Origin of the sequence: Kocuria subflava, assembly GCF_012163155.1 — a bacterium.
GTDB lineage: Bacteria > Actinomycetota > Actinomycetes > Actinomycetales > Micrococcaceae > Kocuria > Kocuria subflava.
Map to the genome: position 1 here is coordinate 1 of NZ_JAAVUN010000029.1, position 22,849 is coordinate 22,849.

General features: G+C 63.1%; 19 protein-coding genes and 1 riboswitch. Of the genes, 6 read left to right on the forward strand and 13 right to left on the reverse strand.

Annotated elements, in window-relative coordinates:
* Window positions 1–128: 128 nt before the first annotated feature.
* Both GTW58_RS11395 and GTW58_RS11400 read left to right on the forward strand, forming a co-directional pair.
* Entirely contained in the window at window positions 129–794 is a 666-nt protein-coding gene (locus GTW58_RS11395; RefSeq protein WP_232818112.1) for a MerR family transcriptional regulator, read from the forward strand.
* The gene (locus GTW58_RS11400) at window positions 791–1,159 is read left to right on the forward strand and encodes a nuclear transport factor 2-like protein (protein ID WP_119933583.1); all 369 of its coding nucleotides are present in this window, start codon (window positions 791–793) and stop codon (window positions 1,157–1,159) included. The genes GTW58_RS11395 and GTW58_RS11400 overlap by 4 nt, the downstream gene beginning before the upstream one ends.
* Here GTW58_RS11400 and GTW58_RS11405 read toward each other — a convergent pair.
* The 3 genes from GTW58_RS11405 to GTW58_RS11415 all read right to left on the reverse strand — a co-directional run bounded on the left by GTW58_RS11405 (window position 1,156) and on the right by GTW58_RS11415 (window position 3,155).
* On the reverse strand, window positions 1,156–2,085 hold the full coding sequence (locus tag GTW58_RS11405) for a PEP/pyruvate-binding domain-containing protein (protein WP_119933584.1): 930 nt from the start codon (window positions 2,083–2,085) through the stop codon (window positions 1,156–1,158). The two genes, GTW58_RS11400 and GTW58_RS11405, sit on opposite strands and share 4 nt — an antisense overlap.
* 360 nt (window positions 2,086–2,445) lie before the next feature.
* Entirely contained in the window at window positions 2,446–2,604 is a 159-nt protein-coding gene (locus GTW58_RS11410) for a hypothetical protein (RefSeq protein WP_157980562.1), read from the reverse strand.
* Window positions 2,605–2,717: 113 nt separating this feature from the next.
* Window positions 2,718–3,155, reverse strand: coding sequence for a tetratricopeptide repeat protein (locus GTW58_RS11415; protein ID WP_232818113.1), 438 nt, complete (start codon window positions 3,153–3,155; stop codon window positions 2,718–2,720).
* A gap of 131 nt (window positions 3,156–3,286) precedes the next feature.
* Window positions 3,287–3,401: riboswitch (SAM riboswitch) on the forward strand.
* Between the two features lie 12 nt (window positions 3,402–3,413).
* Between GTW58_RS11415 and GTW58_RS11420 the strand changes: the two genes are divergently transcribed.
* Complete coding sequence (locus GTW58_RS11420) at window positions 3,414–3,848, forward strand: hypothetical protein (protein ID WP_119933585.1); 435 nt, start codon at window positions 3,414–3,416, stop codon at window positions 3,846–3,848.
* Between the two features lie 35 nt (window positions 3,849–3,883).
* Here the strand turns inward: GTW58_RS11420 and GTW58_RS11425 are convergent, their stop codons facing one another.
* The 6 genes from GTW58_RS11425 to GTW58_RS11450 form a co-directional block, all read right to left on the reverse strand.
* Window positions 3,884–4,624: an FAD:protein FMN transferase gene (locus GTW58_RS11425; RefSeq protein ID WP_157980563.1), complete on the reverse strand. Its 741-nt coding sequence runs from the start codon at window positions 4,622–4,624 to the stop codon at window positions 3,884–3,886.
* Between the two features lie 70 nt (window positions 4,625–4,694).
* Window positions 4,695–5,210: an FMN-binding protein gene (locus tag GTW58_RS11430; protein WP_198673453.1), complete on the reverse strand. Its 516-nt coding sequence runs from the start codon at window positions 5,208–5,210 to the stop codon at window positions 4,695–4,697.
* An 11-nt stretch (window positions 5,211–5,221) separates the two neighbouring features.
* A complete protein-coding gene (locus GTW58_RS11435) occupies window positions 5,222–6,664 on the reverse strand; it encodes a ferredoxin reductase family protein (protein ID WP_119933587.1) in 1,443 nt (480 codons plus the stop codon).
* A 340-nt stretch (window positions 6,665–7,004) separates the two neighbouring features.
* The gene (locus GTW58_RS11440) at window positions 7,005–7,796 is read right to left on the reverse strand and encodes an ABC transporter ATP-binding protein (protein WP_119933588.1); all 792 of its coding nucleotides are present in this window, start codon (window positions 7,794–7,796) and stop codon (window positions 7,005–7,007) included.
* A 2-nt stretch (window positions 7,797–7,798) separates the two neighbouring features.
* On the reverse strand, window positions 7,799–8,872 hold the full coding sequence (locus tag GTW58_RS11445; protein WP_119933589.1) for an ABC transporter permease: 1,074 nt from the start codon (window positions 8,870–8,872) through the stop codon (window positions 7,799–7,801).
* A gap of 144 nt (window positions 8,873–9,016) precedes the next feature.
* Window positions 9,017–10,048, reverse strand: a complete 1,032-nt coding sequence (locus tag GTW58_RS11450) for an ABC transporter substrate-binding protein (RefSeq protein WP_119933590.1) — start codon at window positions 10,046–10,048, stop codon at window positions 9,017–9,019.
* 250 nt (window positions 10,049–10,298) lie between these two features.
* On the opposite strand from GTW58_RS11450, the gene GTW58_RS11455 reads away from it, so the two are divergent.
* Window positions 10,299–10,829, forward strand: a complete 531-nt coding sequence (locus tag GTW58_RS11455; protein WP_119933591.1) for a 4'-phosphopantetheinyl transferase family protein — start codon at window positions 10,299–10,301, stop codon at window positions 10,827–10,829.
* Here GTW58_RS11455 and GTW58_RS11460 read toward each other — a convergent pair.
* Both GTW58_RS11460 and GTW58_RS11465 read right to left on the reverse strand, forming a co-directional pair.
* Window positions 10,819–12,129 carry a M1 family metallopeptidase gene (locus GTW58_RS11460; protein WP_119933592.1) on the reverse strand — a complete coding sequence of 437 codons (1,311 nt, stop codon included), beginning with the start codon at window positions 12,127–12,129 and terminating at the stop codon, window positions 10,819–10,821. The two genes, GTW58_RS11455 and GTW58_RS11460, sit on opposite strands and share 11 nt — an antisense overlap.
* A gap of 47 nt (window positions 12,130–12,176) precedes the next feature.
* The gene (locus GTW58_RS11465; RefSeq protein WP_232818114.1) at window positions 12,177–16,073 is read right to left on the reverse strand and encodes a Pls/PosA family non-ribosomal peptide synthetase; all 3,897 of its coding nucleotides are present in this window, start codon (window positions 16,071–16,073) and stop codon (window positions 12,177–12,179) included.
* Between the two features lie 178 nt (window positions 16,074–16,251).
* On the opposite strand from GTW58_RS11465, the gene GTW58_RS11470 reads away from it, so the two are divergent.
* Together GTW58_RS11470 and katG are read left to right on the forward strand one after the other, a co-directional pair.
* Complete coding sequence (locus GTW58_RS11470) at window positions 16,252–16,734, forward strand: Fur family transcriptional regulator (protein WP_119933597.1); 483 nt, start codon at window positions 16,252–16,254, stop codon at window positions 16,732–16,734.
* A gap of 101 nt (window positions 16,735–16,835) precedes the next feature.
* Window positions 16,836–19,046, forward strand: coding sequence for a catalase/peroxidase HPI (gene katG / locus GTW58_RS11475; protein WP_119933598.1), 2,211 nt, complete (start codon window positions 16,836–16,838; stop codon window positions 19,044–19,046).
* A 516-nt stretch (window positions 19,047–19,562) separates the two neighbouring features.
* On the opposite strand, the gene GTW58_RS15155 is transcribed toward katG, so the two are convergent.
* Window positions 19,563–20,681, reverse strand: a complete 1,119-nt coding sequence (locus tag GTW58_RS15155) for a reverse transcriptase family protein (RefSeq protein ID WP_119933593.1) — start codon at window positions 20,679–20,681, stop codon at window positions 19,563–19,565.
* A 166-nt stretch (window positions 20,682–20,847) separates the two neighbouring features.
* A complete protein-coding gene (locus GTW58_RS15160) occupies window positions 20,848–22,188 on the reverse strand; it encodes a phosphoribosyltransferase-like protein (protein ID WP_425338846.1) in 1,341 nt (446 codons plus the stop codon).
* Window positions 22,189–22,849 lie beyond the last annotated feature (661 nt).

Here is a 22,849-nt window from a genome sequence, read left to right on the forward strand (position 1 = left end):
GCGCCCTGCTCGCCGCCGGCGGACACCGGCCGTGGCGCAAGACCCCTACCCATGCTCATCTGTGAAGGGCCTTCAATGGCTATCGGAAGTACAGCCACTCTCAGATCGAAGTCGCCCGTCTCGTCACCATGCTCCGGCGCATCGACATGCCCCTTGACCAGATCAGGGAGCTGCTGGGACTGCCTGAAGATGAAAGATCAGCCTTCGTAACGCGTTATCGGGAAGCCGAAGCGCAGCGGCACGCACGTCGCCAATCCCTGGCTCGCTTCATCGAGCACGCGGTCGCAGAGGGCTCGTTGGACGGAGACGGCCAGCCTGGATCCTCCCGGTTTGAGGTATCGCTGCGAACCGTTCCAGACAGCGCGGTTCTGACATCGACCCGGCACACGTCCGCCCGCGAGCTGCCTGATGTCATTCACTCCAGCGCAGCGAAACTCCTGCAGCTCGCGGACGGCCGTGGCGGTGCAAGCGGTGGGCTCATCGTGATCTACCACGGCCAAGTCGGCTGGGAGTCCGACGGCCCCATCGAGGTCTGCGTGCCGCTCCGCGACGCGAAGCGCGCTCATCGAATGGAGTCTGAGCACCTGCAGTTGTTCACGCACGTCCTTTCCGAGGATGTCCAGTTCCCCAGGATTCTCGCGGCATTCGAAGCGGTCCAGATGCGTGCCCGTCAGCTCGGTTTCGCATCTGCGGGGCCGCCCCGAGAAATCTACACACCAGACGATCAAGAATCGCTAACGCGATGCGAAGTCGCATTGCCGGTCACCACAAATGAAGGGCTGTTGAACAAATGAAACTCGTTCTTCCCACGGACTGCGGGAATGCGCCGAGAATCGCCATAGTCGGAGAGTTCGTCACTAACTGGGCGAAGAGGGATGCCGAGGCCATGACAGCATGGTTGACCGACGATGTGACCTGGACAGTCGCCGGGCGAGAGGCCGCCAGTGATGTTGTCCCGGCCGACTTCGCGTGCTCGGGCAGCACGCCCAACTACCTCGAAGTCAATACGATTATCACGCACGGCCGACTCGCTTCCTGTGATGGCTTCGTAGATTCTGAGTCAGGTCGAATGCACTTCAGCCACGTGTTCAAGTTTGCGAGCACGTCGAAGACTGCCAAGATTCGGGAGGCCAGAACGTACCTCAACGAGTGCCCTTAGTGCTTCTCGATGATCACCGACCAGCGCGCCAGGGTGAGGATCTCCTCATCGGCTAGCACCAGCCGCTTGCGTTCGGCTTCCTGGGTGTCCACGGTCTGGGTGGATTCGTTGCCGCCCACCGCGTAGACTATCTTCTTTTCCTTGCGGCCCAGGGTCTTGGTCAGGATGGGGTTCAGGCCAGGTTCGTTCAGCCGCGGCTTGAACACGCGGTACTCGTCCGGGTCAACCGCACCTTGCACCACGGTCTCACCCAGTCCCCAGGCAGCATCGATCACGACGACGTCCGGAAAACCCGTGTCCGTGTCAATCGAGAACATCACGCCGGAACCGGCGCGGTCGGACTGGACCATCTTCCGCACGCCCACGGACAAGGCGACCTCCAGGTGGTCGAATCCACGTTCGCGCCGGTAGTTGATGGCACGGTCTGTGAACAGGGATGCGTAGCAGCGACGGCAAGCGGCCAACAGATCCTCAGCACCGCTGATGTTCAGGTAGGTCTCCTGGTGGCCGGCAAAGCTGGCCTCCGGCAGGTCCTCCGCGGTGGCGCTGCTGCGCACGGCAACCGATGCTGCATCCGCCCCGTCCCGGCGGCACATTTCCGCGTACGCCTCACGAATGACTTGTGCGATCTCCTCCGGGAACTCCCCGTGGCGCAGCGCGCGGCGGATGGTGGTTCCCACCTGTTCCAGGCTGCGTTCGCCCTTGTCCAGGGCCTGGGTCTCCTCCGCCAAGATGTCTTTGAGGTGGTTGTGGCGGATGAACTCGCGGTAGGCGTGGGCGGTGGTGGCAAAACCACCGGGCACACGGACGCCCTCTTCTGAAAGGCTGCGAATCATCTCTCCCTGGGAGGCGTTCTTGCCACCCACCTGGGGAATGTCGGTGTACTTGAGATCTTCAAACCACAGAACAAATGCTTCACTCGTCATTTCACACCTCCAGCATGATTGCCACGAGCAGGTGTGTCATGAAATGCCCGGTGGAATCACCGCACCTTTGCGGTTCAAGTCTCCGAATGAAGGGGTCGACTAATGCCCTGCAGGGGATTGTCTTGCCGGGCTGTTCACCGGCCCCACGCTGCCACCATGGTCATCTCGCATCCGCGTGGGATCACCATGCCCTCCGGCGCTGGTGCCACGCCGGGCCTTTGGCCCACCACCATGCTAGCACCGGTCAGCCCCGCGATTCCGGGCCAGTGGCGAGGTTGGCAGGGGTTGCCACAGGGCGCTGGCAGTGGCGCCTGACGCACGTTCTCTGCCTCATGGACCCTTCACCCATCCATACTGAGGTCAGCCGTCGTCGTGCATTTTCCACACGACGACGTCAGCGCCACCAGATATCGCATCCGAGAACCAATATGTGTGATCCGGATTCCATCCGGCAATAACACTTGATGTGTATTTGTCCACCGGGATCTCCATACAGGCCGAGGACAAATAACCGGTCATACTCAGGTGAACCCCGCTGTAATGAAATGCCACCTGGGACCAGTCAGGCATGACCCAGTGCCACCTCCAGCAGGAACCGCCGACCACGCGGCCCAGCCGTCAAAGGATGAGAGTCACTGCTCATCGGTCAACGCCCGCGCATAAGCGGTAACCGACCGCTGGTATCTCGGAAGATCTGGAATCAGAGCTTCCAGAACCACCCGCAAGGCCTCTCCGTGCCGTCCGGCGTCGTGAAGGGCCAAGCCCAGGAACACGGCACGTGCGTCTCCAATGGCGGGGTGAGGCTCGGCTGCCTCCAACATGGCGATTGCTTCATCCACTCGCCCCAGGTTCCTCAGCGTGGATGCCTGTTGAATGTTCAGCCGTGCCAGGCGTGCCCCACTGAGCCCAAGACCTCGTGCAGTCTGGTATTCCCGAGCTGCTTCCGCCTCGAATCCAGTGGAGTCGTAGACGCACCCCATCTCAAAGTGTGCGTCAGGATCCTCATTCGGCCGTTCCGCCACCAACGCTGCCATACCTGCCACCGCACCTTGGCGATCGAACAGTTCCACGGTCTCCCAGAACTGGGTGACGCGATGTTCCTAGGACGACTCTGCTGCTGACCAGGTGTGATCATTCATGACTTCATCCTGCCCCCAGAAAGCAATTTGGCAAGAGAAACCAGCTGCTAACCGGTTCCCACGATCAAGAAGATCAGCTCATGACTCCCGGCAAGCTGACTAGCAACCGCGTCCCGCACACGGTGCTCCCGGGAGAAGATCAGCCGCCGTTCACAAGTTCGCGCGGAAGTAGCGACTACAGAAGTATCCGTGGAAACCACCTCTCACTCTGCCAATGTTTTGGCCAATCCCACCTACATTCCCAGCATCGGAGCAGTCTCCATGGCCGGGCCATGCAGCTTGTACTCACGGGGACACAGGGTCCACCCGATTCAGATGCGGGTGGTCTCCGGGCACCCTTCCTGGAAACCAGCCACCATCACCGAGGTGGAGGGCAACACCGTCACTTTCGAGTCAGAAGGCATGGAGTTCCGCCTCTGGAATCACGATGCAGATCTGCTGACCGGAATGCGCGACGTCGCAGCCATCGAGCCTCTGGCGGTGGTTGAGTGGACTGTTGTCCACCGATTGTTGAGCGTCACCGTGGGAAACCGGGCACTGGTGGTTTATCTGAGCCACCACCCCCACACGGAATGCAAGCCATTTCAGGATGCGCCGCCGCAGACCGCCACGCCGCAGAACTGATGGTGGGCGCTGACGCCAACCACTGACGGCAGCCCTCATTCCACCCGAAACACCTTGTCTTCCCGGGTGTCAACGCAGAACGCCTGATACCCGGGGAGCTGGGCAAACCAGTCCAGTCCGTAGCGACCGGCAACCATCAAACCGGTGGAGAGAATTTCACACCACCCGGCATTCGGCCCGGAGACTGTGGCCTGCCGCGCACCAAATCCTGGCCAGCGTCCACCGGGCAGCACAATGTGCTCACCTTTCTCCGAAGATCCCGAAGTCGCCGCCGACCCTCCGCCCAACGGGAACGAATGCACCATGGAGTACCGGTCCTCCGGATGCGGCACACCCACCACCCACGGCACGTTCACATCCGCCATGCCCCGGACCGTCAGGTCACCAGCAGCGTTGACGCACACGTTCCCCAACCCGCGTTCCACCAGCAGGTCCGCCACCGCCTCAGCGGCCCATCCCTTCACGAATCCCGACGGGTCGAATCCACCCTCAACCGCCCACGGGTCAAAGGCACCTTCGGTCAGTTCTCGGCCTCGTTCGCAGGCGTTGAGGACGTGACGGAACCACGCGACGTCGTCGTCGGAGAACGGGCCGAAGCCGCTGACGGGAACGGCCGGCAGGTCCCCGCGACGGTAGGCGCTGACCAGGGAATCCGCACGAAATGGGGAGAACACCCGATCCACGCCGTCCATGAACGCGCTGGCCTGGGACAAAACGGTGTGCACCTGCGATTCGGGCGGCAGCGACCCGTCAACTCCCCGGATGTCAATGGTCACCACCGTGCCCTACACCTCCTCCAGGTGGCGCAGGCTGGGGCAGGTGGGCGCGGCCAATTGGGCGGTCATCTCAGACCCCCGCCTGGTCAAGCGCCGATTGCAGCGACTGCGCAAAACCCCGCGAGCTGTAGGAGGCCCCCGCCACCTTGGACACCTTGGCCGACTGCGCCTTCAGCGCCTCATCCGTGAGCACCGGCATGGCCCGCTGATTGATCTGCACGGACGTGCCCTCGCCCGTGGGGTACTGCAGCCACGTCACATCCGTTATGGTGCCGGAACCGTCCACGGTGGCCTGCACCGGCCCGTCGCGGGTCTGCACCGTGCTGCCCGTGTACGTTGTCGACGACGACGCCCCCGCCGTCCCACTCGCATCCCCCGACCCTGTGGATGACGTTGTGCCTGCGGCCTCGTTGCTCCCCGTGACACCGCCCGTGGTGGTCGCTGTCTGGGGCTGGACCAGAGCGGTCTCCCCCAGCACCAGCGCCTGGGCTTGCGGGTTCAACGCCACGGTGGAGAGCACCCCCACGGCGGCAGCAGCGCCAACGGCTGCCATTCGACCCACGGTGTGAGTTCGTGAAGTGGTCATGATGCGTGTCCTCACATCTCAAAGAGTTCGGTGTGAATGCGATCCGGAGCCGTGCCCAGAGCACGGGCTGCCACCCGGACCTCGTTGGTCAGACCCACCGGTCCGCACAGGTAGATCTCGGCTTGGCTGATGTCCCCCAACAAACTGCGCAAACGCCCGGCGTGCAGGGGCTGGTAGATGCGTGGGCCGGTCAGCAGATGCAGCCGGATTACGCCCGCTCTGTGGAGTTCTATCAACTCGCCCACCAGGGGCGCGCGTTCTTCAGACGGCGCCCGATACACGACGTCGGTGGCCACCCCTTGCGCTGCGAACTCCCTGGCCAGGGGCACCAATGGAGCAACACCGACGCCACCGCCCACCAGGACGGCGCGGTCGGCACCGAACTGGACGGGAGTCAGAACCCCGTGTGCACCTTCAACGGCCACTCGGGTGCCGGTTCGCAGGAACCGCATGCGTGCTGTGGCGGTCCCCGCTTCTGCCACGGTGATCCTCATGAGGCCTGCTTGTGGCACGGCCGAGATGGAGAAGGGGCGTGCGTGCCACATCAGGCCGGGTGAGAGGAATCGGAAGGTCATGAACTGACCGGGCTCCAGCCCCAGCGATTCCAGGTTGCGACCCCGCATCCACACGGACACCACACCCGGGGATTCGTTGACAACGGCTTCCACCGTCGGCCCGTGACGCATGGTGATCAGCACCGGGCGGATCACGCGGAAGCCCAGAACCAAGGCAGCAACCAGGGCATACAGACCGATCCACAAGGCCTTGGCGAACCCGCTGATGAACGGACCACCTGCGGTGACCTGGTGGAAGAACGCCAGGATGATCCCGGCGTACAAGCTCAGATGAATGCTCCACCACAGGCTGCGTGGCAACCGACCCCGCACCTTGGACAAGGAGGTCACCCCGCCCATAGCAAACACCAGGGAGCCCAGCAGGGCCAGGATCAGATCCCCGTCAGAGAGCACGAAGGTCACGGCAGCCCCCACCGCATTTCCTGCTGCCGCAAAGGCCACCGCCAACACGGACCCTGCGATGTGTACGGCCACCAGCCCCAGTGACCACGGCCCCAGCACCTTGTGCCAGGCAATCAGTCCGTCATGACCAAACGCTCGATCCAACGCGGGGATCCGTGCGGCCAGTACCACCAGCAGCAGAATCCCCAAGGTTCCTGCTGCCGCACTCACCACGGAGACCGCATCCAGGATGCCCGCGGCCGTGACCGCAACCGGGAAGATCGAGGCCACCGTCATGGCCATGACCACACCGGCCACCAACGCCATCCCGGCCAGCCACAACGTGACTGCACGCTGGCGCCGGCCACGTTCTGCAGCGAGTTCCTGGCGGTAGGTGCCCAGGTTGGCTCGGGCGTGGATGGAGTCGGATGGTGCGGGCAGGTGGTCCGAACCCGTTAAGTATTGCGCCGCTGGCGCGGATCGCTGGTGAAGTGACATGTCTGCAGTAGATGCCCGGCTTCTGTGGGCATGGCTGCATCAAGCTGGGCTGAACCTGTGGGTTGGTGCCGGGCCGGCGTCGTCGTCGTCGTTCAGGAGGCTGCGGTGGAGACTGCCAGGTAACGAGGTTCGGTACGGAAAAACCACCTCTGGGTACGCAAATGACCACTCAACCGGCAGTTTCGTGGTCATTTGCGTACCCAGAGGTGGCGAAACCCGACCTGGGCATCAGCAGCGGTGTGCTAAGCGAACGGCAGGTGAGACCACAGCCAGGAGCCTGAACGGCAGGGTCGCGGGTTAGCACCCCGGGCTGGGAGGAACCGCCTGGGATGCGGGCCGCCTACTGGAGCATGGTTTTGTCGTCCAGAGCTGCGCCCTTGAGCTGGGAGAACCGGCGGAGGAGGTCCTCCGGGGTCATCTGCTTCTTCTCCCCGGGGGTGGCGTCCAGGATGATCCGGCCTTCGTGCATCATGATCAGCCGGTTGCCCACTTCCAGGGCCTGGTTCATGTTGTGGGTGACCATCAGGGTGGTCAGCCCTTGAGCCCGCACCACCTGGTTGGTCAAGCGCGTCACCAGCTCGGCACGCTGCGGGTCAAGGGCTGCAGTGTGTTCGTCCAACAGCAACACCTTGGGGTTGGAGAACGTGGCCATCAGCAAGCTCAAGGCCTGGCGTTGACCGCCGGAGAGCAATCCCACCTTGGTCTTCATCCGATTCTCCAGGCCCAGTTCCAGGACCTTGAGTTCCTCCGCAAAACGATCCCGCTTGGACCCGGACACAGCCCGCGCCAGCCCACGGAACGCTCCACGGCGATCGGCCAGGGAGAGGTTCTCCTCCACCGTCAGGTTGGGGGCCGTTCCGGCCATGGGGTCCTGGAACACCCGCCCGATCCGGGCGGCGCGTTGGAACTCCTTCTGCTTGGTGATCTCCTTGCCATCGATCTCCACTCGCCCACTGTCCTGCTGGATCCGCCCGGCAATGGTGTTGAGGATGGTGGACTTGCCTGCACCGTTGGAGCCGATAACGGTCACAAAGTCCCCGGGGCGCAGTTCCAGGGACACGTTGACCAGGGCCTTGCGTTCATTGACCGTGCCCGGGAAGAACGTCTTGGACACATTGGTGATGTTCAGCATGGTCAAACCGCCTTGCTTCCGGTCGAGGACGTGCCACCCGATGCCCCTGAGCCCGTCGACCCCACGCCCGGCGACCCCACGCCTGCGCGGTCCCCCACCACCTGGTTTGCCGCGGTGGACGGCTGGTTGGGATCGCGCTCGGGCATGTTGGCGGACGAGGTGGCTGCGGCTCCGTCGTCGGTCAGTCCGGCAGCACCACCGGAGCCCAACCCGCGCCGCCAACCGGCGATCTTGCGGAACCCGGACCACTGCGGCAGCAGCAAGGCCACGATCACCAGCAGGGCGGAGAGCAGTTTCATGTCATTGGGGTTCAGCCCGGCATTCAACGCGAACTGGATGGCCAAGCGGTAGAGCACGGCACCCAGGACCACAGCCAAAGTGGCCTGGATGACCACACGGTTGCCAAAGATCGCTTGCCCCACAATCACGGAGGCCAGGCCCACCAGGATCAGACCAATGCCCATCTGGATGTCCACAAAGCCCTGGTACTGCGCCACCAGGGCGCCTGCCACAGCTACCAGACCGTTGGAGATCATCAGGCCGTAGATCTTCTGCCGGTCCGTGGACACGGCAAAGGAGCGGATCATGAGCTCGTTGTCCCCGGTGGCTTGCAGTGCCAGCCCGGCATCGGTGTGCAGGTACCAGTCGATCACGATCTTGAACAGCAGAGCCACCACTGCCAGCACCACAATGGAGCCGATGCCGCGGCTGACGTTGCTGTAGAGCAGCGTGAACAGGGTGTCCTCACGTAGCAGTGGCACGTTGGCGGCGCCCATGATGCGCAGGTTGATGGAGTACAGACCGATCATGGTCAGGATGCCGGCCAGCAGCCCGTTGATGTTGCCCTTGGTGTGCAGCAGCCCGGTGATCAGCCCGGCCACAGCACCGGCCACGAATGCCGCAGCGGTTGCCAGGAACGGGTTCACCCCCTGGACAATCAGCACACCGGCGGTACCGGCACCTGCGGTGAACGATCCGTCCACCGTCAGATCCGGGAAGTTCAGCACGCGGAACGTCAGGTAAACGCCCAGCGCCACAATGGCGTATATCAGCCCTAGTTCGACTGCAGTAGTCATGGGTCCTCGTCAGCAGTAAATGGGGAGGGTACGCGTTGACCGTGACCACGACGCCGCCCGCTCCCCTTCCGCTGCCACGCACCGGAGGTGGTGGTTGCGAAAAGGGAGACGGGCGGGTCGGGTCACGGCAAACGGTCCGTCAGATCACTGGTCGCCGGCCTGGGCGGGGTCCTGGGCCTCGACGTCCTCGCCGACCACCACGTCAGCGCGGTCGCGGACTTCCTGGGGGATGTCCACGCCCTGGGCCTCAGCAGCCTCCGGGTTGATGTAGAGCTGCAGCTCGGACTGCTGCTCCACGGCCATGGTGACCGGGTCCTCGCCGTCGCGCAGCACGCGGATGGCCATTTCACCGGCCTGCTTGCCCAGAGCCTCGTAGTCGATGCCGTAGGTGGCAACGGCACCACGGGTCACGGAGTCACCTTCAGCGGCCAAGATGGGCAGCTGGTTCTCCTCCCCGTACTGGATGACGGTTTCCAGGGCGGAGACCACCACGTTGTCCGTGGGGACGTACACGGCATCCACGTCCAAGGACTGCAGGCCCTGCTGGACCTCGGAGGAGTTGGTCACGGTGGCTTCCTGGATCTCCAGGTTCAGCTCGGATGCGGCCTCCTTGGCCAGGTCAACCTGCACCTGGGAGTTGGCTTCCCCGGAGGAGTAGACAATTCCCACGGTCTTTACGTCCGGATCCAGTTCCTTGAGCAGTTCCAGCTGCTCCTTGACCGGGTTCATGTCTGAAGTACCGGTCACGTTGCCACCGGGTTCATCCCAGGAGTCCACCAGTCCGGCTTCCTCCGGGTCCGTCACAGCGGTGAAGATGATCGGCTTGTCCTGGATGGCCTGAGCCGCAGCCTGGGCAGTGGGGGTGGCAATGGCCAGCACCAGGTCCTTGTTGTCGTTGGCAAAGGTGCCTGCAATGTTGGAGGCAGTGGCCTGCTCACCCTGAGCGTTCTGTTCATCCCATTCGACCTCAATGCCCTCTTCCTCGAAGGCGGACTTGAAGCCCTCGCGGGCGGCGTCCAGGGACGGGTGGGAGACAATCTGGGTGATGCCGATCTGGTAGGTCTCCCCGTCCCCACCGCCATCGCCATTTCCTCCGCCGTCACCACATGCGGTGAGCGCCAGAGCTGCAACGCCGGTCAGTGCGGCGACCTTGAAGAAATTGTTCCGTCCGGACATGGATCCTCCTGGTGGTGCGGGTTGCGGATCGGTGGTGCAATGGTGGTGCCGGCGCGATCCTTGAGGGTGAAAAGATCTCCCGTGAGTGGCATCAAGTATCCCCCGTCTCGTGCCTGCCTCTGAGGTCACCACAGGTGCGCGTCGGGACAGATAATGTGACTTGAGTCACTGCCAAGACCTTAGCATCATATATGACCGCTTGGTCAGGAGATCGGGCATTCAGGAGCACATCACGGACATTCACATCAGGATGGCGCCAGCCGATGACCTGCACCGGACACTTGGTGAGCTGGCAGCCCAGATCACTGGGGATCCGTCCGTTCGGCTCACCCACTCCTGTACCGCGTGCGGCAGTTCTGAGCACGGCCGACCCGTTCTGCTGAGCTCGGCTGGCGCATTCGGGGTGTCCCTGTCACGCCCTCGAACGGGTGCGCTCGGCGTGGTGGCCGTGTGCCGGGACAGTACCCTTGGCATTGACCTGGAGACCGCAGGTGCCGCCGCCTTCCCCCACTTTGAGACCGTGGCCGTTCACGCCCGTGAACACTGCCCCGACGACGACGCCCGTACCCTGCTGTGGGTCCGCAAAGAAGCCCTGCTCAAAGCCCATGGAACGGGACTGATCACTCATCCACGCAGCATCCGACTGGCACCGGATGGCACCGTGCTGGAGGGGCCGGCAGCCACCATTCTGGACGTGGATCTTGGTCCGGAGTGGACCTGCGCCGTCGCCGTGCTGCAGCCCGGCGCATCCCGGGAGAACATCCGGGTGATCAGGAGCTGAGCACCGGCAGAGGCGGCAATTCGGAGCGGTGCAGCCATGCTTGGAGCAGGTCATCCACCTGAGCGCCTGCGGCACCGGCCCAGCGCAGGCAATGCGCCTCAAAGTCATCCGTGGTCACCGTGCCCCCGGCGTGCTCCCGGGTCCAGCTGCGCAGGAGGTCAAAGAACACGGCATCCCCCAGCTCCGCGCGCAGGGCGTGCAAGGTCAGGGCACCGCGTTTGTAGACCCAGTCGTCAAACATGTTGCGCACCCCAGGATCTGCCAGGGTGCGGAACACGGGTGTGGAGGACGAGGCGGCGTGGTGCTCTGCAGCTCGATCCTGTGCGGACACGGATCCCCCGCGGCGCTCGGACCACAGCCATTCGGCGTAGCAGGCAAAGCCCTCATGCAGCCAGATGTCACTGAGCTGGCGGCTCGTCACGCTGTTGCCGAACCACTGGTGTGCCAGTTCATGGGCCACCAGGCGCTCGTTGTTCCACTCCGGTGCCACCAGATTGAGCCCGAACGTGCTCAAACCCTGAGCCTCCAGTGGAATCTCGAGGTCATCATCCACCACCACGGCGCGGTATTCCGCAAACGGGTAGGGGCCGAACACCTGGGAGAAGTACTCCACCATCTCGGCTTGACGTTCAAAGGCCGACCCGTGCCCCACATGCACCGTGCGGGGGTGCACCACCTCCACGGGCACGGAGGCCGGACGTTTCTGTACTACGTACGGCCCGATCTGAACCGTGGCCAGATACGGCGCCATGGGCCGGTCCATCACATACGTCCAGGTGCGGGTGGCCCCACTGCGGGTGGAGTCCGTCAGGGTTCCGTTGGCCACCACGTGGTATTCGGGATCGGTGGTGACTTCAATGCGGTAGGTGGCTTTGTCTGCGGCGTCGTTGTTGCAGGGGAACCAACCGGGGGCGCCCTGCGGCTGGGAACCCACCATGGATCCGTCCGTGAGTTCCTCCCAACCGGCAGCCCCGTGCACACCGGGCACCGGGCGTGGGGTGCCGGTGAGCTTGAACTCCAGGAGGAACCGGTTTCCAGGGACGCGATCGCCCACCTCAACGGTCACGCGCTGGCCGCGGTGCCGGAACTTGGCCGGGCGGCCGTCCAGCAGCACTTTGCCCAGGCGCAGACCGTAGAGGTCAACATCGATCCGGGACGTGGCCTCCACGATCTCCACGTAGAGCTGAGCCTGTTCCTCCAACCGGTTGGATGACACCTTGTACCTGAGCTTGAGGTCGTAGTGGGACACCCGGTAGCGGGTGTCTCCGTGCCCTCTCAGGTACGGGTCTGGGTTGGTCATTCGGCTCCGATCAGGGCTGGTGGTACGTGGGCTGACAGTCCGGAAGTCTAGTCCGCCTCCTCCACCCACGGCCCTATGGGGTTGCCGATCCACCGGGTCTTGTCCGGTGCCGATTCCCCGCGCATGACCAGGGAACCGGGTCCCACGGTGGCGTAGCGCCCCAAGGTGGCGGCCGGGAGGATCACGGAGTTGGGCCCCAGCGTGGCGCCAGGACCAAGACAGACGGTGTCCATGGCCAGCACACGGTCATGGAACAGGTGAGTTTGCACCACAGATCCACGGTTGACGGTCACGGCATCCCCCAACTCGATCAGATCGTGTTCGGGCAGCCAGTAGGTCTCACTCCACACCCCGCGCCCCACTCGGGCGCCCATGGAGGCAAAGTACAGATTCAGCACGGGGGTGCCGGGCACAAAACGCAGCAGCCACGGGACGGCCACTGCTTCCACAAAGGTGTCCGCCAATTCCCCCCGCCACACGAATCCGGACCACAGCGGATGTTCTGACGGTTTCCACCGACCCACCAACAGCCACTTGGCAAGCAACGCCGCAGTCACAGCCAGTACGCCAACCCCCAGGAGCACGACACCGGAGACCACCGCCGCCGCCCACAGCCCCCACGTGGAGGCCACCACGGCGAGCGCCCCGAAAACCACCAGGTACAGGGCCATGTGGACCAGCAGGGAGAGGATCCGGCAGGTCTCAATCACTCCGCGCAGAATCCGCAGGCCGGTGGAGGGTTCATAGGTGCGGGATGAGTCGACGTCGCTGTGGGTGCGGCGCAGTTTCTCCGGCGGGGATCCCACCCAGGACAACCCTGCCTTGGCGCTCTTGCGGCGCGGTGCCGCGGAGAGCACGGCCACCAGGGATTCCTTGGGGACTTTGCGCCCTGGGGCGGTCATCCCGGAGTTGCCCACAAAGGCGCCGCGGCCAATCTTCACGCGTTCCACCCGCAGCCATCCCCCACCCAGTTCATAACCGCCGATCAAGGTGTCATCGGCCAGAAATGCCCGGGCACCCACACGGGTCAAGCTGGGGATCATCAGCACGGTGGAGGCCTCGGCATCGCGGCCCACCCGAGCTCCCAGTGCCCGCAGCCACCACGTGGTGGCCATCCCGGCGTAGAGGGGGAACAGCCAGGTGCGGGCTTCATCCATCAGGCGCAGCGTGGTCCAGGTCTGCAGTGCACGCAGGCCTTGGACCGGATGTGGACCGCCCTCCAGCCCCAGGGCACAGAGCCGAATCAGGACCAGGATCATCAGGGCCAAGGTGGCGTAACCGGCCAACGCAGCCAGCGGCAGCCACAGTGCTGCGGTCAGCAGGGCATCTCCCAAGGAGGTGGTGGCACGCAGCGGCAGCCACAGCACAGCCAGGCCCACCAGTGTTGCCACGGCAGGCAGCGCGGAGATCAGCGTTCCGGCCAGTCCGTACAGCACGCTGAACACGGGTCGGTTCTTGGGCCGCGGACCCCACGGACCACGCGCGTCCCCCACGGGTGCTGCCGGGCAGCCGGACCACCGCTGTTGCTCCCCCACGGGGCCGAACACCGTGGAGCCCGGGGCGATTTCCGCATCCGCACCGATCCGCGCACCTGGCGCAAGGGTGGAGCGGGCACCCACGCGGACGCGTTTGCCCACACGGATGTGGCCCACGTGCACGGTGGCGCCGTCGATCCAGTGTCCCTGCAGGTCCACTTCCGGTTCGATCGAGCTTCCGTTGCCCAGGGTCAGGAACCCGGTCACCGGTGGCATGGCGTGGAGGTCCACGTCCCGGCCCACCTGACACCCCAGCCAGCGGGCGTACCAGCGCATCATGCCGGCCTCACCCACGTGCCCCACGCCCATTTCCTCCGCAAACCGCTCGGCCAGCCACAACCGCAGATGCGTTCGGCCACCGCGCCGGTAGGTACCGGGGCGTACCCCGGCCAGGATTGCCCGGACCACGACGGCGGTGACCGCCAACCGTCCCGGTGCCAACACCAGCAGCACCCAGGCCAGGCCCAACACCCACCACGGCGCCAGGCCAACGCTTTGAGCGGGAAGGGACCACCCCAGCAGATCCGCCACGCGGACACCCAGTGCCAACCACAGGAGCAGGCGCAATCCGCTGATGGTACGCAAACCCACCAGGGCCACCATCTGGGCGGCCTGTGTCAGGCGGGAGACGGGCTGGACCTGCTCATTGAGTCGGCCCACGGGCGTTTCCAGGGTGTCCAGCCAGGCGGCAAAGTCACCGATGGTGGGGTGTTCGTAGACATCGGCCACGGTGGCATTGACGTGGCGTTCACGCACCCGCGCCACGATCTGCGCTGCCGTCAGGGAGCCTCCACCCAGGGCAAAGAAGTCTTCCTCCGCTGCGCTGGGTCGCGATCCCAGGACGTCATTCCAGATCTCCGCCAACCATGCGCCGGTCTGGCCCAGACCTGCGGAGGAGGTAGTACCGTCGTCGGGCAGGGGCCAGGGCAGGGCGTCGCGGTCGATCTTGCCGCTGGTGCGCGTGGGGAGATCCTCCACCACCGCCAGGCGCGGCACCAAGGCGGCGGGCATGTCAGCGCGCAACCGGTCCAAGCTGGCGGTGCGGTCAAACGTGGGGTCCACGGTTAGGTACCCCACAATCAGCGAGTTGCCGCTGCCCGTTTTGCGGACGGCAGCGGCTGCTCCCACCACGCCGGGCAGTGCCAGCAGGGAGGCATCGATCTCCCCGAGTTCAATGCGGCGGCCACCCACTTTGACCTGGTCATCGGCGCGGCCTTTGAACAGCAGCCCGGCGGGGTCGTTGACCACCACATCCCCGGATCGGTAGGCGCGCTCCCAGCCCAGCGTGGGCATGGGCGCGTATTTCTCGGCGTCCTTGGCCGGGTCCAGGTAGCGGGCCAGCCCCGCGCCGCCAATGATCAGTTCCCCGGTTTCGCCTTCCGGGACCGGGTGCCCGGAAGCGTCCACCACGGCCAGGTCCCAACCATCCAGCGGCAGGCCGATGCGCACCGGGGGCTCACCGGTCAACTGTGCGGCACAGGCCACCACGGTGGCCTCCGTGGGCCCGTAGGTGTTCCACACCTCCCGATCGGCATTGGCCAGGCGAGCGCCGATCTCCGGTGGGCAGGCCTCCCCGCCCAGGATCAACAGACGGACGGCAGCCAGGGCTTCGGGCGGCCACAGGGAGACCAGGGTGGGCACAGTGGAGACCACCGTGACGTTGTTGGCCACCAACCACGGCCCCAGGTCCATACCGGAACGCACCAGGGAACGTGGGGCGGGCACCAGGCAGGCACCGTGGGCCCAGGCCAGCCACATTTCCTCACAACTGGCGTCAAAAGCCACGGAGAGCCCGGCCATCACACGGTCCCCCGGCGCCATGGGCTTGCGTTGCAGGAACAGCCGGGATTCGGCGTCCACAAAAGCTGCTGCGCTGCGGTGACTGACGGCCACCCCCTTGGGCTTGCCCGTGGACCCGGAGGTGAAAATCACCCAGCAGTCATCGGTCAACGACGGCGCCGCCGGGGTGAGTGCCGTACGCATCTGCGGCAGGCGGCTGGTGACCACACGGTCTGCCGTGATCACGGCGGCCACCTGGGCTTCTGAAAACACCGTGCGGGCACGTTCATCCGGGTCATCGGCATCCACGGGAACATAGGCGGCACCTGCAAGCAGGATGCCCATGATGGCCACGTACAGATCGGCCGTTCCGGACGGCACCCGCACGCCCACTTTGTCCCCGGCGCCCACCCCCAGGTGCGCCAGCTCGGCGGCAATCTCACCAGCTGCCTGGTGGAACTCGGTGTAGGTCAACACCGATCCGGCCGCATCCAGCGCCGGGGAGTCTCCGTGGTTCTGGACGGTTTCCAGGAAAACGTCCACCAAGGTGCGGGGCTCGGCAGCCCGGTCACCGGCCAGCAGCGGGCTGCGCGACGGCGGGTGAGGAACGTGATGGGGTGCATCGGTCACGCGGGAATTATCCCAAAACCCAGGCAGACCGGCGGCAGAATCGACATGTCCACAAGATGACGTGCGCAGCGTCATGGACATGCTCGCAAGCCCACGACGCGGTCTTGAAAACCTACATCTCATGAGGCAAGGCACGCCTTTCTTGAAGGATTCCAATTAACCAGGCACCATGGTGTTCATGAGCACCATCACAACCGATGAGCTGCCGGAACGCGCCATGTTGCGTGATGCCGGTCTGCGGGTCACTCGACCCCGCGTGGCAGTGCTCGTAGCCCTGGACCGCAACCAGCACGCGGATGCCGCAGCGATTCTGGAAGCGGTACGGCAGGAGAATCCGTCCGTGTCTCACCAGGCTGTCTACGACTGCCTGCATGCGCTCACGGAAGCCGGCCTGGTCCGCTCATTGCAGCCGGCCGGATCTTCCGCCCTGTACGAGATCCGACGCAATGACAACCACCATCACCTGGTGTGCCGCGGATGCGCGCAGCTGGTGGACGTCCCGTGCTCCACCGGTCAGGCCCCCTGCCTGCACCTGGAGGAGAACCATGGGTACTTAGTGGACGAGGCAGAGATCTACTACTGGGGCTTGTGCCCGGACTGCCGCAAGCAGCCTGACCGGGAGGCGGCAGCGTCGTCGTCGTCGCCGTCCAAGGTCACCTGAGAACCCAACTTTCCAGACCCCAAGGTTTGTCCCGATTGAAAGGAACAGAAGTGAGCACTGAGAACCTGCCTCATGGCGATGACTCCACCACCGTCGGTGAGATGACTGAGACCGAGGCCACCGGTCTGCCGGAGCAGCCGGTTCAGGAGTCCTCCGAAGGCAAGTGCCCGGTTGCGCACGGCGCCTCCCTGCCGCACCCGACCTCCGGCGACGCCAACCAGCAGTGGTGGCCCAATCGGTTGAACCTGAAGATCCTGGCCAAGGAACAGCCAGTGATCAACCCGCACGATCCCGACTTTGACTACCCCGCAGCCTTTGAGGCGCTGGATCTGGCTGAGGTCAAGCAGAGCATTGCGGAGGTGCTGACCACCTCCAAGGACTGGTGGCCCGCAGACTTTGGCAACTACGGGCCGTTCATGATTCGTATGGCCTGGCACTCCGCCGGCACCTACCGGTCACAGGATGGCCGCGGCGGTGCCGGTACCGGTCAGCAGCGGTTTGCGCCCCTGAACTCCTGGCCGGACAACGCCTCCCTGGACAAGGCACGGCGCCTGCTGTGGCCGGTGAAGAAGAAGTACGGCCAGTCCCTGTCCTGGGCTGACCTGATTGTGCTGGCGGGCAACGTGGCCCACGAGATCATGGGCATGCCCACCTTTGGCTTCTCCGGTGGCCGTGTGGATGCCTACGAGCCCGAGGACGATGTCTACTGGGGCCCCGAAACCGAGTGGACCAACGGTGGTGGCGAGCGCTACAAGGGCGACCGCGACCTGGAGAACCCGCTGGCCGCAGTGGAAATGGGTCTGATCTACGTCAACCCGGAGGGCCCGGAGGGTGAGCCGGACCCGAAGAAGTCCGCGATCGACATCCGCGAGACCTTCGGCCGTATGGGCATGAACGACGAGGAGACCGTGGCGCTGATCGGCGGCGGTCACACCTTCGGCAAGACCCACGGTGCCGCTGAGGTTCCGGACCATATTGGCCCCGAGCCCGAGGCCGCTCCGTTGGAGCAGATGGGCCTGGGCTGGAAGAACTCCTACGGTTCCGGTCATGGGCGGGACACCATCACGTCCGGTCTGGAAGTCACCTGGACCTACCACCCGACCCGTTGGGACAACGAGTTCTTCCACATCCTCTACGCCTACGAGTGGGAGCTGTTCCACTCCCCTGCTGGTGCCCAGCAGTGGCGTCCGGTCAACGGTGGCGGCTCGGACATGGTTCCGGAGGCAGACGGCAACGGGCGGCGTGAGCCGCGCATGCTGACCTCTGACTTGGCGCTGCGGTTTGACCCTAAGTACGACAAGGTCTCCCGCAAGTTCAAGGATGACTTTGCAGCGTTCCAGGATGCTTATGCTCGCGCGTGGTTCAAGCTGACCCACCGTGACATGGGCCCGATCTCCCGCCACCACGGTGCCGAGGTCCCCGCGGAGGAGCTGGTGTGGATGGATCCCATCCCCGCCCCGGATTCCGTCCCCGGCGATTCTGAGGTTGCTGCGGTCAAGGATGCCGTGGCCGCTGCCGGGCTGTCCGTGACCGACGTGGTCAAGACCGCTTGGGCTGCTGCCTCCACCTTCCGCACCTCCGACTTCCGCGGTGGCGCCAACGGTGGCCGCATCCGCCTGGAGCCGCAGCGGTCCTGGGAGGTCAACGAGCCGTCCGTGACCGGTCCGGTCATCTCTGCCCTGGAGTCCATTGCCTCCGATCACGGAGTGTCCTTTGCAGACACCGTGGTGATCGCCGGCAACTGGGCCATTGAGAAGGCAGCTGCCGACGGCGGCGTGACCGTGTCCGTGCCGTTCACCGGCGGGCGTGGTGATGCCTCTCAGGAGCAGACCGATGTGACCGGCCAGGAATTCCTGAAGCCCAAGGTGGATGGATTCCGCAACTACGATCCCCGCGGCAACAAGGAGTTCCCGGCGGAGTTCGCCCTGATTGACCGGGCCAACCTGTTGGGTCTCTCCGCTCCGGAGATGACCGTGCTGGTGGCGGGTCTGCGTGTGCTGGGTGCCGTTCACGGGTCCTCCACTGACGGTGTGTTCACCGATCAGGTGGGTGTGCTCTCCAACGACTTCCTGGTGGCGTTGACGGACATTGACACCCAGTGGGAAAAGGTGGCCGAGGGTCAGTACCGCGGTGTGACCGCCGATGGCCGGGAGTGGACCGGCACCCGCAACGACCTGGTGTTCGGCTCCAACTCGGAGCTGCGCACCGTGGCCGAGGTCTACGCGGCCGACGACGCCAAGGAGAAGTTCGTGCGCGACTTCGTGAAGGCGTGGGCGAAGGTCATGGACGCGGACCGGTTCGACGTGAAGTGATCTTTGTTTTGTAGGTGAATGTGAGTGGCGCCCGCTGAGTGCGGGCGCCACTAACATCTTGTGACCTGACGTTGACCCCGATGGCAAGTACAGTGTTCGGGTCAAAGCGGTTAGGAGAGTCGGGGTGACGACCACGAGGCGGGCCCTCATCAGGCAAGACCAGGCGCACTTTTGCCCTACCTCCTTGACTCGCACCTACCCTGCTTACCACCCTTCGCTGTGCGGATCTAGAGCCTATTTCAGGCCCGCGAAGGTGGCGTGGTTGATGACCCTCTCAATTGCCGTCGGGCGACCATAATTCAGGTCGAGATGGAACGCAACACTTCATTTAACGCCCTACGCTGCCCCGCTTTTGCCTAACACTCCCCCCATCACGGCGACAACTACCATTGTCCCCTAAACCAACCACTCTCCAAGTCTGCAGTGTGCCGACCATACCGGCGCACCACCACTTACGCTCCCGGGTGGCGAAAAACCACACTTTCGACATGTACATCCTTGCCCAAACGCATGGGCTCATATGGGAAAGCCTTGATCCTTCAGAACTGCTTCCCACCTAACTCTACAGCTCTCTGCCCAATCTGGTTCGACAGATGACGCAAAAGCAAGGCAACCATCGACGTGACTAATAAACGAAAACATCGACCGGAATCCACGATGCTCGACGTGAGAATCAAGCCCAAACCTGCCAACCCCACGGATATGGACTTCCACCCGGCGTCGAAATTCGGGGAGTAGCCGAACCTGACCAGAATCAACAAGCAACCCCAAGACAATATGACGGGCACCAGGTGGAATCACACGAGTCTTCTTTCGGTGCAATAAAAATCGATGTCTCTGGACGGTGCGGTCAACTTCTCGAACCAGAGCCTTTGCCTTTGGCCTGGAAAAACCTTGGCCGGCAGAAAAGAACATATCATCTGAATAACGCGAATATACGAGACCGTGCCGATCAGCAAGACTTGTCAAATCGTGGTCAAGAGGGGCCGCGACCGCGTTAGACAGGGCCCCGCTCGTGGGAGCTCCTTGTGGCAACCAACCACGCTGATCTACGCTATAGGATGGAATCACGTCATAACGTGACCGGGAGCCCAAATTTTTTGAGAGAGGGGCGCGCGTACAAATTCGAGTCAATTCCAGAGAGACTAATCGAGAGTAGCCTTGCCGACGGAACACTCGAAAAACCGACGGCTCCTTCACCTGGCCAAAAAAGTTCGTGATGTCAAATTTGAATAACCATTTCGCGCCTAGATGCCGCTCGGCGCACTGCTTAATATTTCGTCCCCTAGTATAAGCAAAACTGGCCGGATGAAGCGGAACACTTGCCAGAGCTCGATCCAATATAAATCGATGTACATCCATGAGAACAGGCTCAGGTGCAGAAATTGGGCGTGTTCCGCCAGATTTTTTTCTTTGCGAGATGTCCTGGTACGGATCCCGAACTCGCTGGACTATTTCTCTTAGGTATAAGTACGGAGCACCTGACAGGTGAGCAAGGTGCCCCAAACTGAGGATCGGAAATGAACCAGACTCCTCTATTAAATGCGACTGGGCCAAAGCTGCGCGAACAACGGACTCCGAAACGCCCGCTTCGCGTCCGGCGCGAGAATAGTGATGAGGAGACGAGTGGTTCATCTACTTCGGTGTCATCCCGCAAGGGTAGGCGGACATGCCCCCCAGCCTGCGTCGGCGTTGGGCAGGTTCGCCTCCCCACGCGTAGCGAGGGCTCGTCCATCGGTTACGGTCAGCCGCAACCGTCGAGTCTTGCGACTCGATGCGCCGACACTAGGCGTCGGCTTCGCTAGATCCCCCACTCGGCTCCCCATCTCAGTGTCCTAGGATAGTAGTTTTCCATACTGCCTGCTAGTCCTGCGGTCGAGACCCTATTCAATCTTCTCGCACTGTGAATCTCTTGCCGTCCACGCGGTGTTACAGTCATTGACCCGGTGATCATTCCGCTCCGCTCCAAGAATTTAAGCATCGCAGCAATATCATCGTCGGGAAGCCCGAGTTGGTGCGTAAGACTTTCGCACGTTTGCGCACTGGCGTTCATAAGAGCGAGAACCGCGATGAGTCTATCCGCCGGCATCCGAACATCTCCAGATTGCAGTGCACGCGCCAATCGTTGCTGGTTTGCAATCGTGGCCAATCTGGCCGGATCCCGCAAAGGTGGATCATATTGATTCAATTCATGCCTTAGGTCAGCGGGAAAACTGCGATTATTGAAGAAATGTCGCCAACCCGATTGAACACGGCGAAGGATATACGGTATGTTATTTGGCACGCTATCAGGAGCAACAAACAAACCTGCACTGCCTTTGTGCCCAAGTGCCTCGAACTTCTTCCGCTTCGGAGTGTACTTAAGGCACATCTCCTCTATCGCCTGGCGCTCCTCCGGAGTCCAATACGCATCCCGGAATGACGGGGCAGGGCGGTATATGAACGTTGCATCAACATCCCGAGCACTATTTAAGGCCCTCCGCCCCCTCTCGGAGGCCGCGTAGGCAACCACCACAAATTTTAGCCGACCAAAAGATCGCCAACTACGAAGTCTTGGATTTCGCGCAAGTGTAGCCGCAAATTCCAAAACTTGGCGTCCGGAACCGATATAATCCGTAGCTAGTACAATCACATGGCATCGATGCTCACGTAGCTCACTTAAAGTGCTCGCAGGATGCAACCACTGATACCCATTGGATTCCGGTCTCTCCCCAGTGAACTCTCGAAGCAAGCTGGCTACGGCAGCCTCACTTCCGGGCGTTGCCGGAATAAAAACTCCAGGCTCGAAAGTGAGGTAGGCAACATGCCGAGTCTTAGTATTATACCCTCGACAATCCTGAGACAATCCTGCAGGATCTTCATTGGACGCATCGAATGGAGATCCTGTATATCTACTATACTTCTTGACACATTCGACCTGCCTGTCAATATCTTCAATGGACAACACAGGAAGCAAGAGGCACTTTTCTCCTCGGAAACGAGGCCCAACCTCTTCAATTCGCGACCTTAGCCCATCCTTGACCTGTGTCGCGTTTACAAATTGCAAGCTATCAAGGAGCAGCGTGGCAGTCGATTGTTCTGAATCGGCAAAGTTCGTTAGCCACTCCCTGCCCCGTTTAGTCTGACTTGGTCTGATAGACACAAAGCCACCATAGCATTGAAGTGCAGCGCCCGGGAGGGGGGATTGTTCCGACCTTTAGATTGGACAGTGTCGAGCAAGTATCCACAGTCCGTGAAGCATCGGGCGATTAGTTGGGGCACCGATCGCATGGAGGCCGAGGGCGCCTGTCGCAGTACCAGGCAATCCGGGAGATCGCCCCGAAGTTGAACATCTCGACCGAGTCGCTGCGCGGCGCTGGATCGAGCAGGCAGCGGTCGATGCGGGCGCCAAGCCGGGGCGGAGTACGGATGTGCAGGCGGAGATCCGGCGACTCAAGCGAGAGAAAGGGCAGCTGTGGTGGACCAACGAGATCCTGAAGTGCGCCCCAGTGTTCTTCGCCACGAGGCTCGACCGGCGGACGACGAGATGATCGCATTTATTGACATATACCGCGATCAGTTCGGGATCGCGCTCACCTGTCGCGCCGTGCGTGCGAGTGGGTGTGGGTTCCTCACCTCTGGTGGCTATCCGGCTGCGAAGGCCCGCCGGCCTGGTGACCGTGAATCGGCCTGAGTTCCCTGCCACTACTGCGGCGGGGGCGGTGGGGACTGCTGCACGATCAGGTGACAGTGTGACCTGCCCTACGGTTAGGTTTCCACTCTTGGTCGCTAGCTTCCGATGGTGGTGAGTGCCCGCGGGGTGC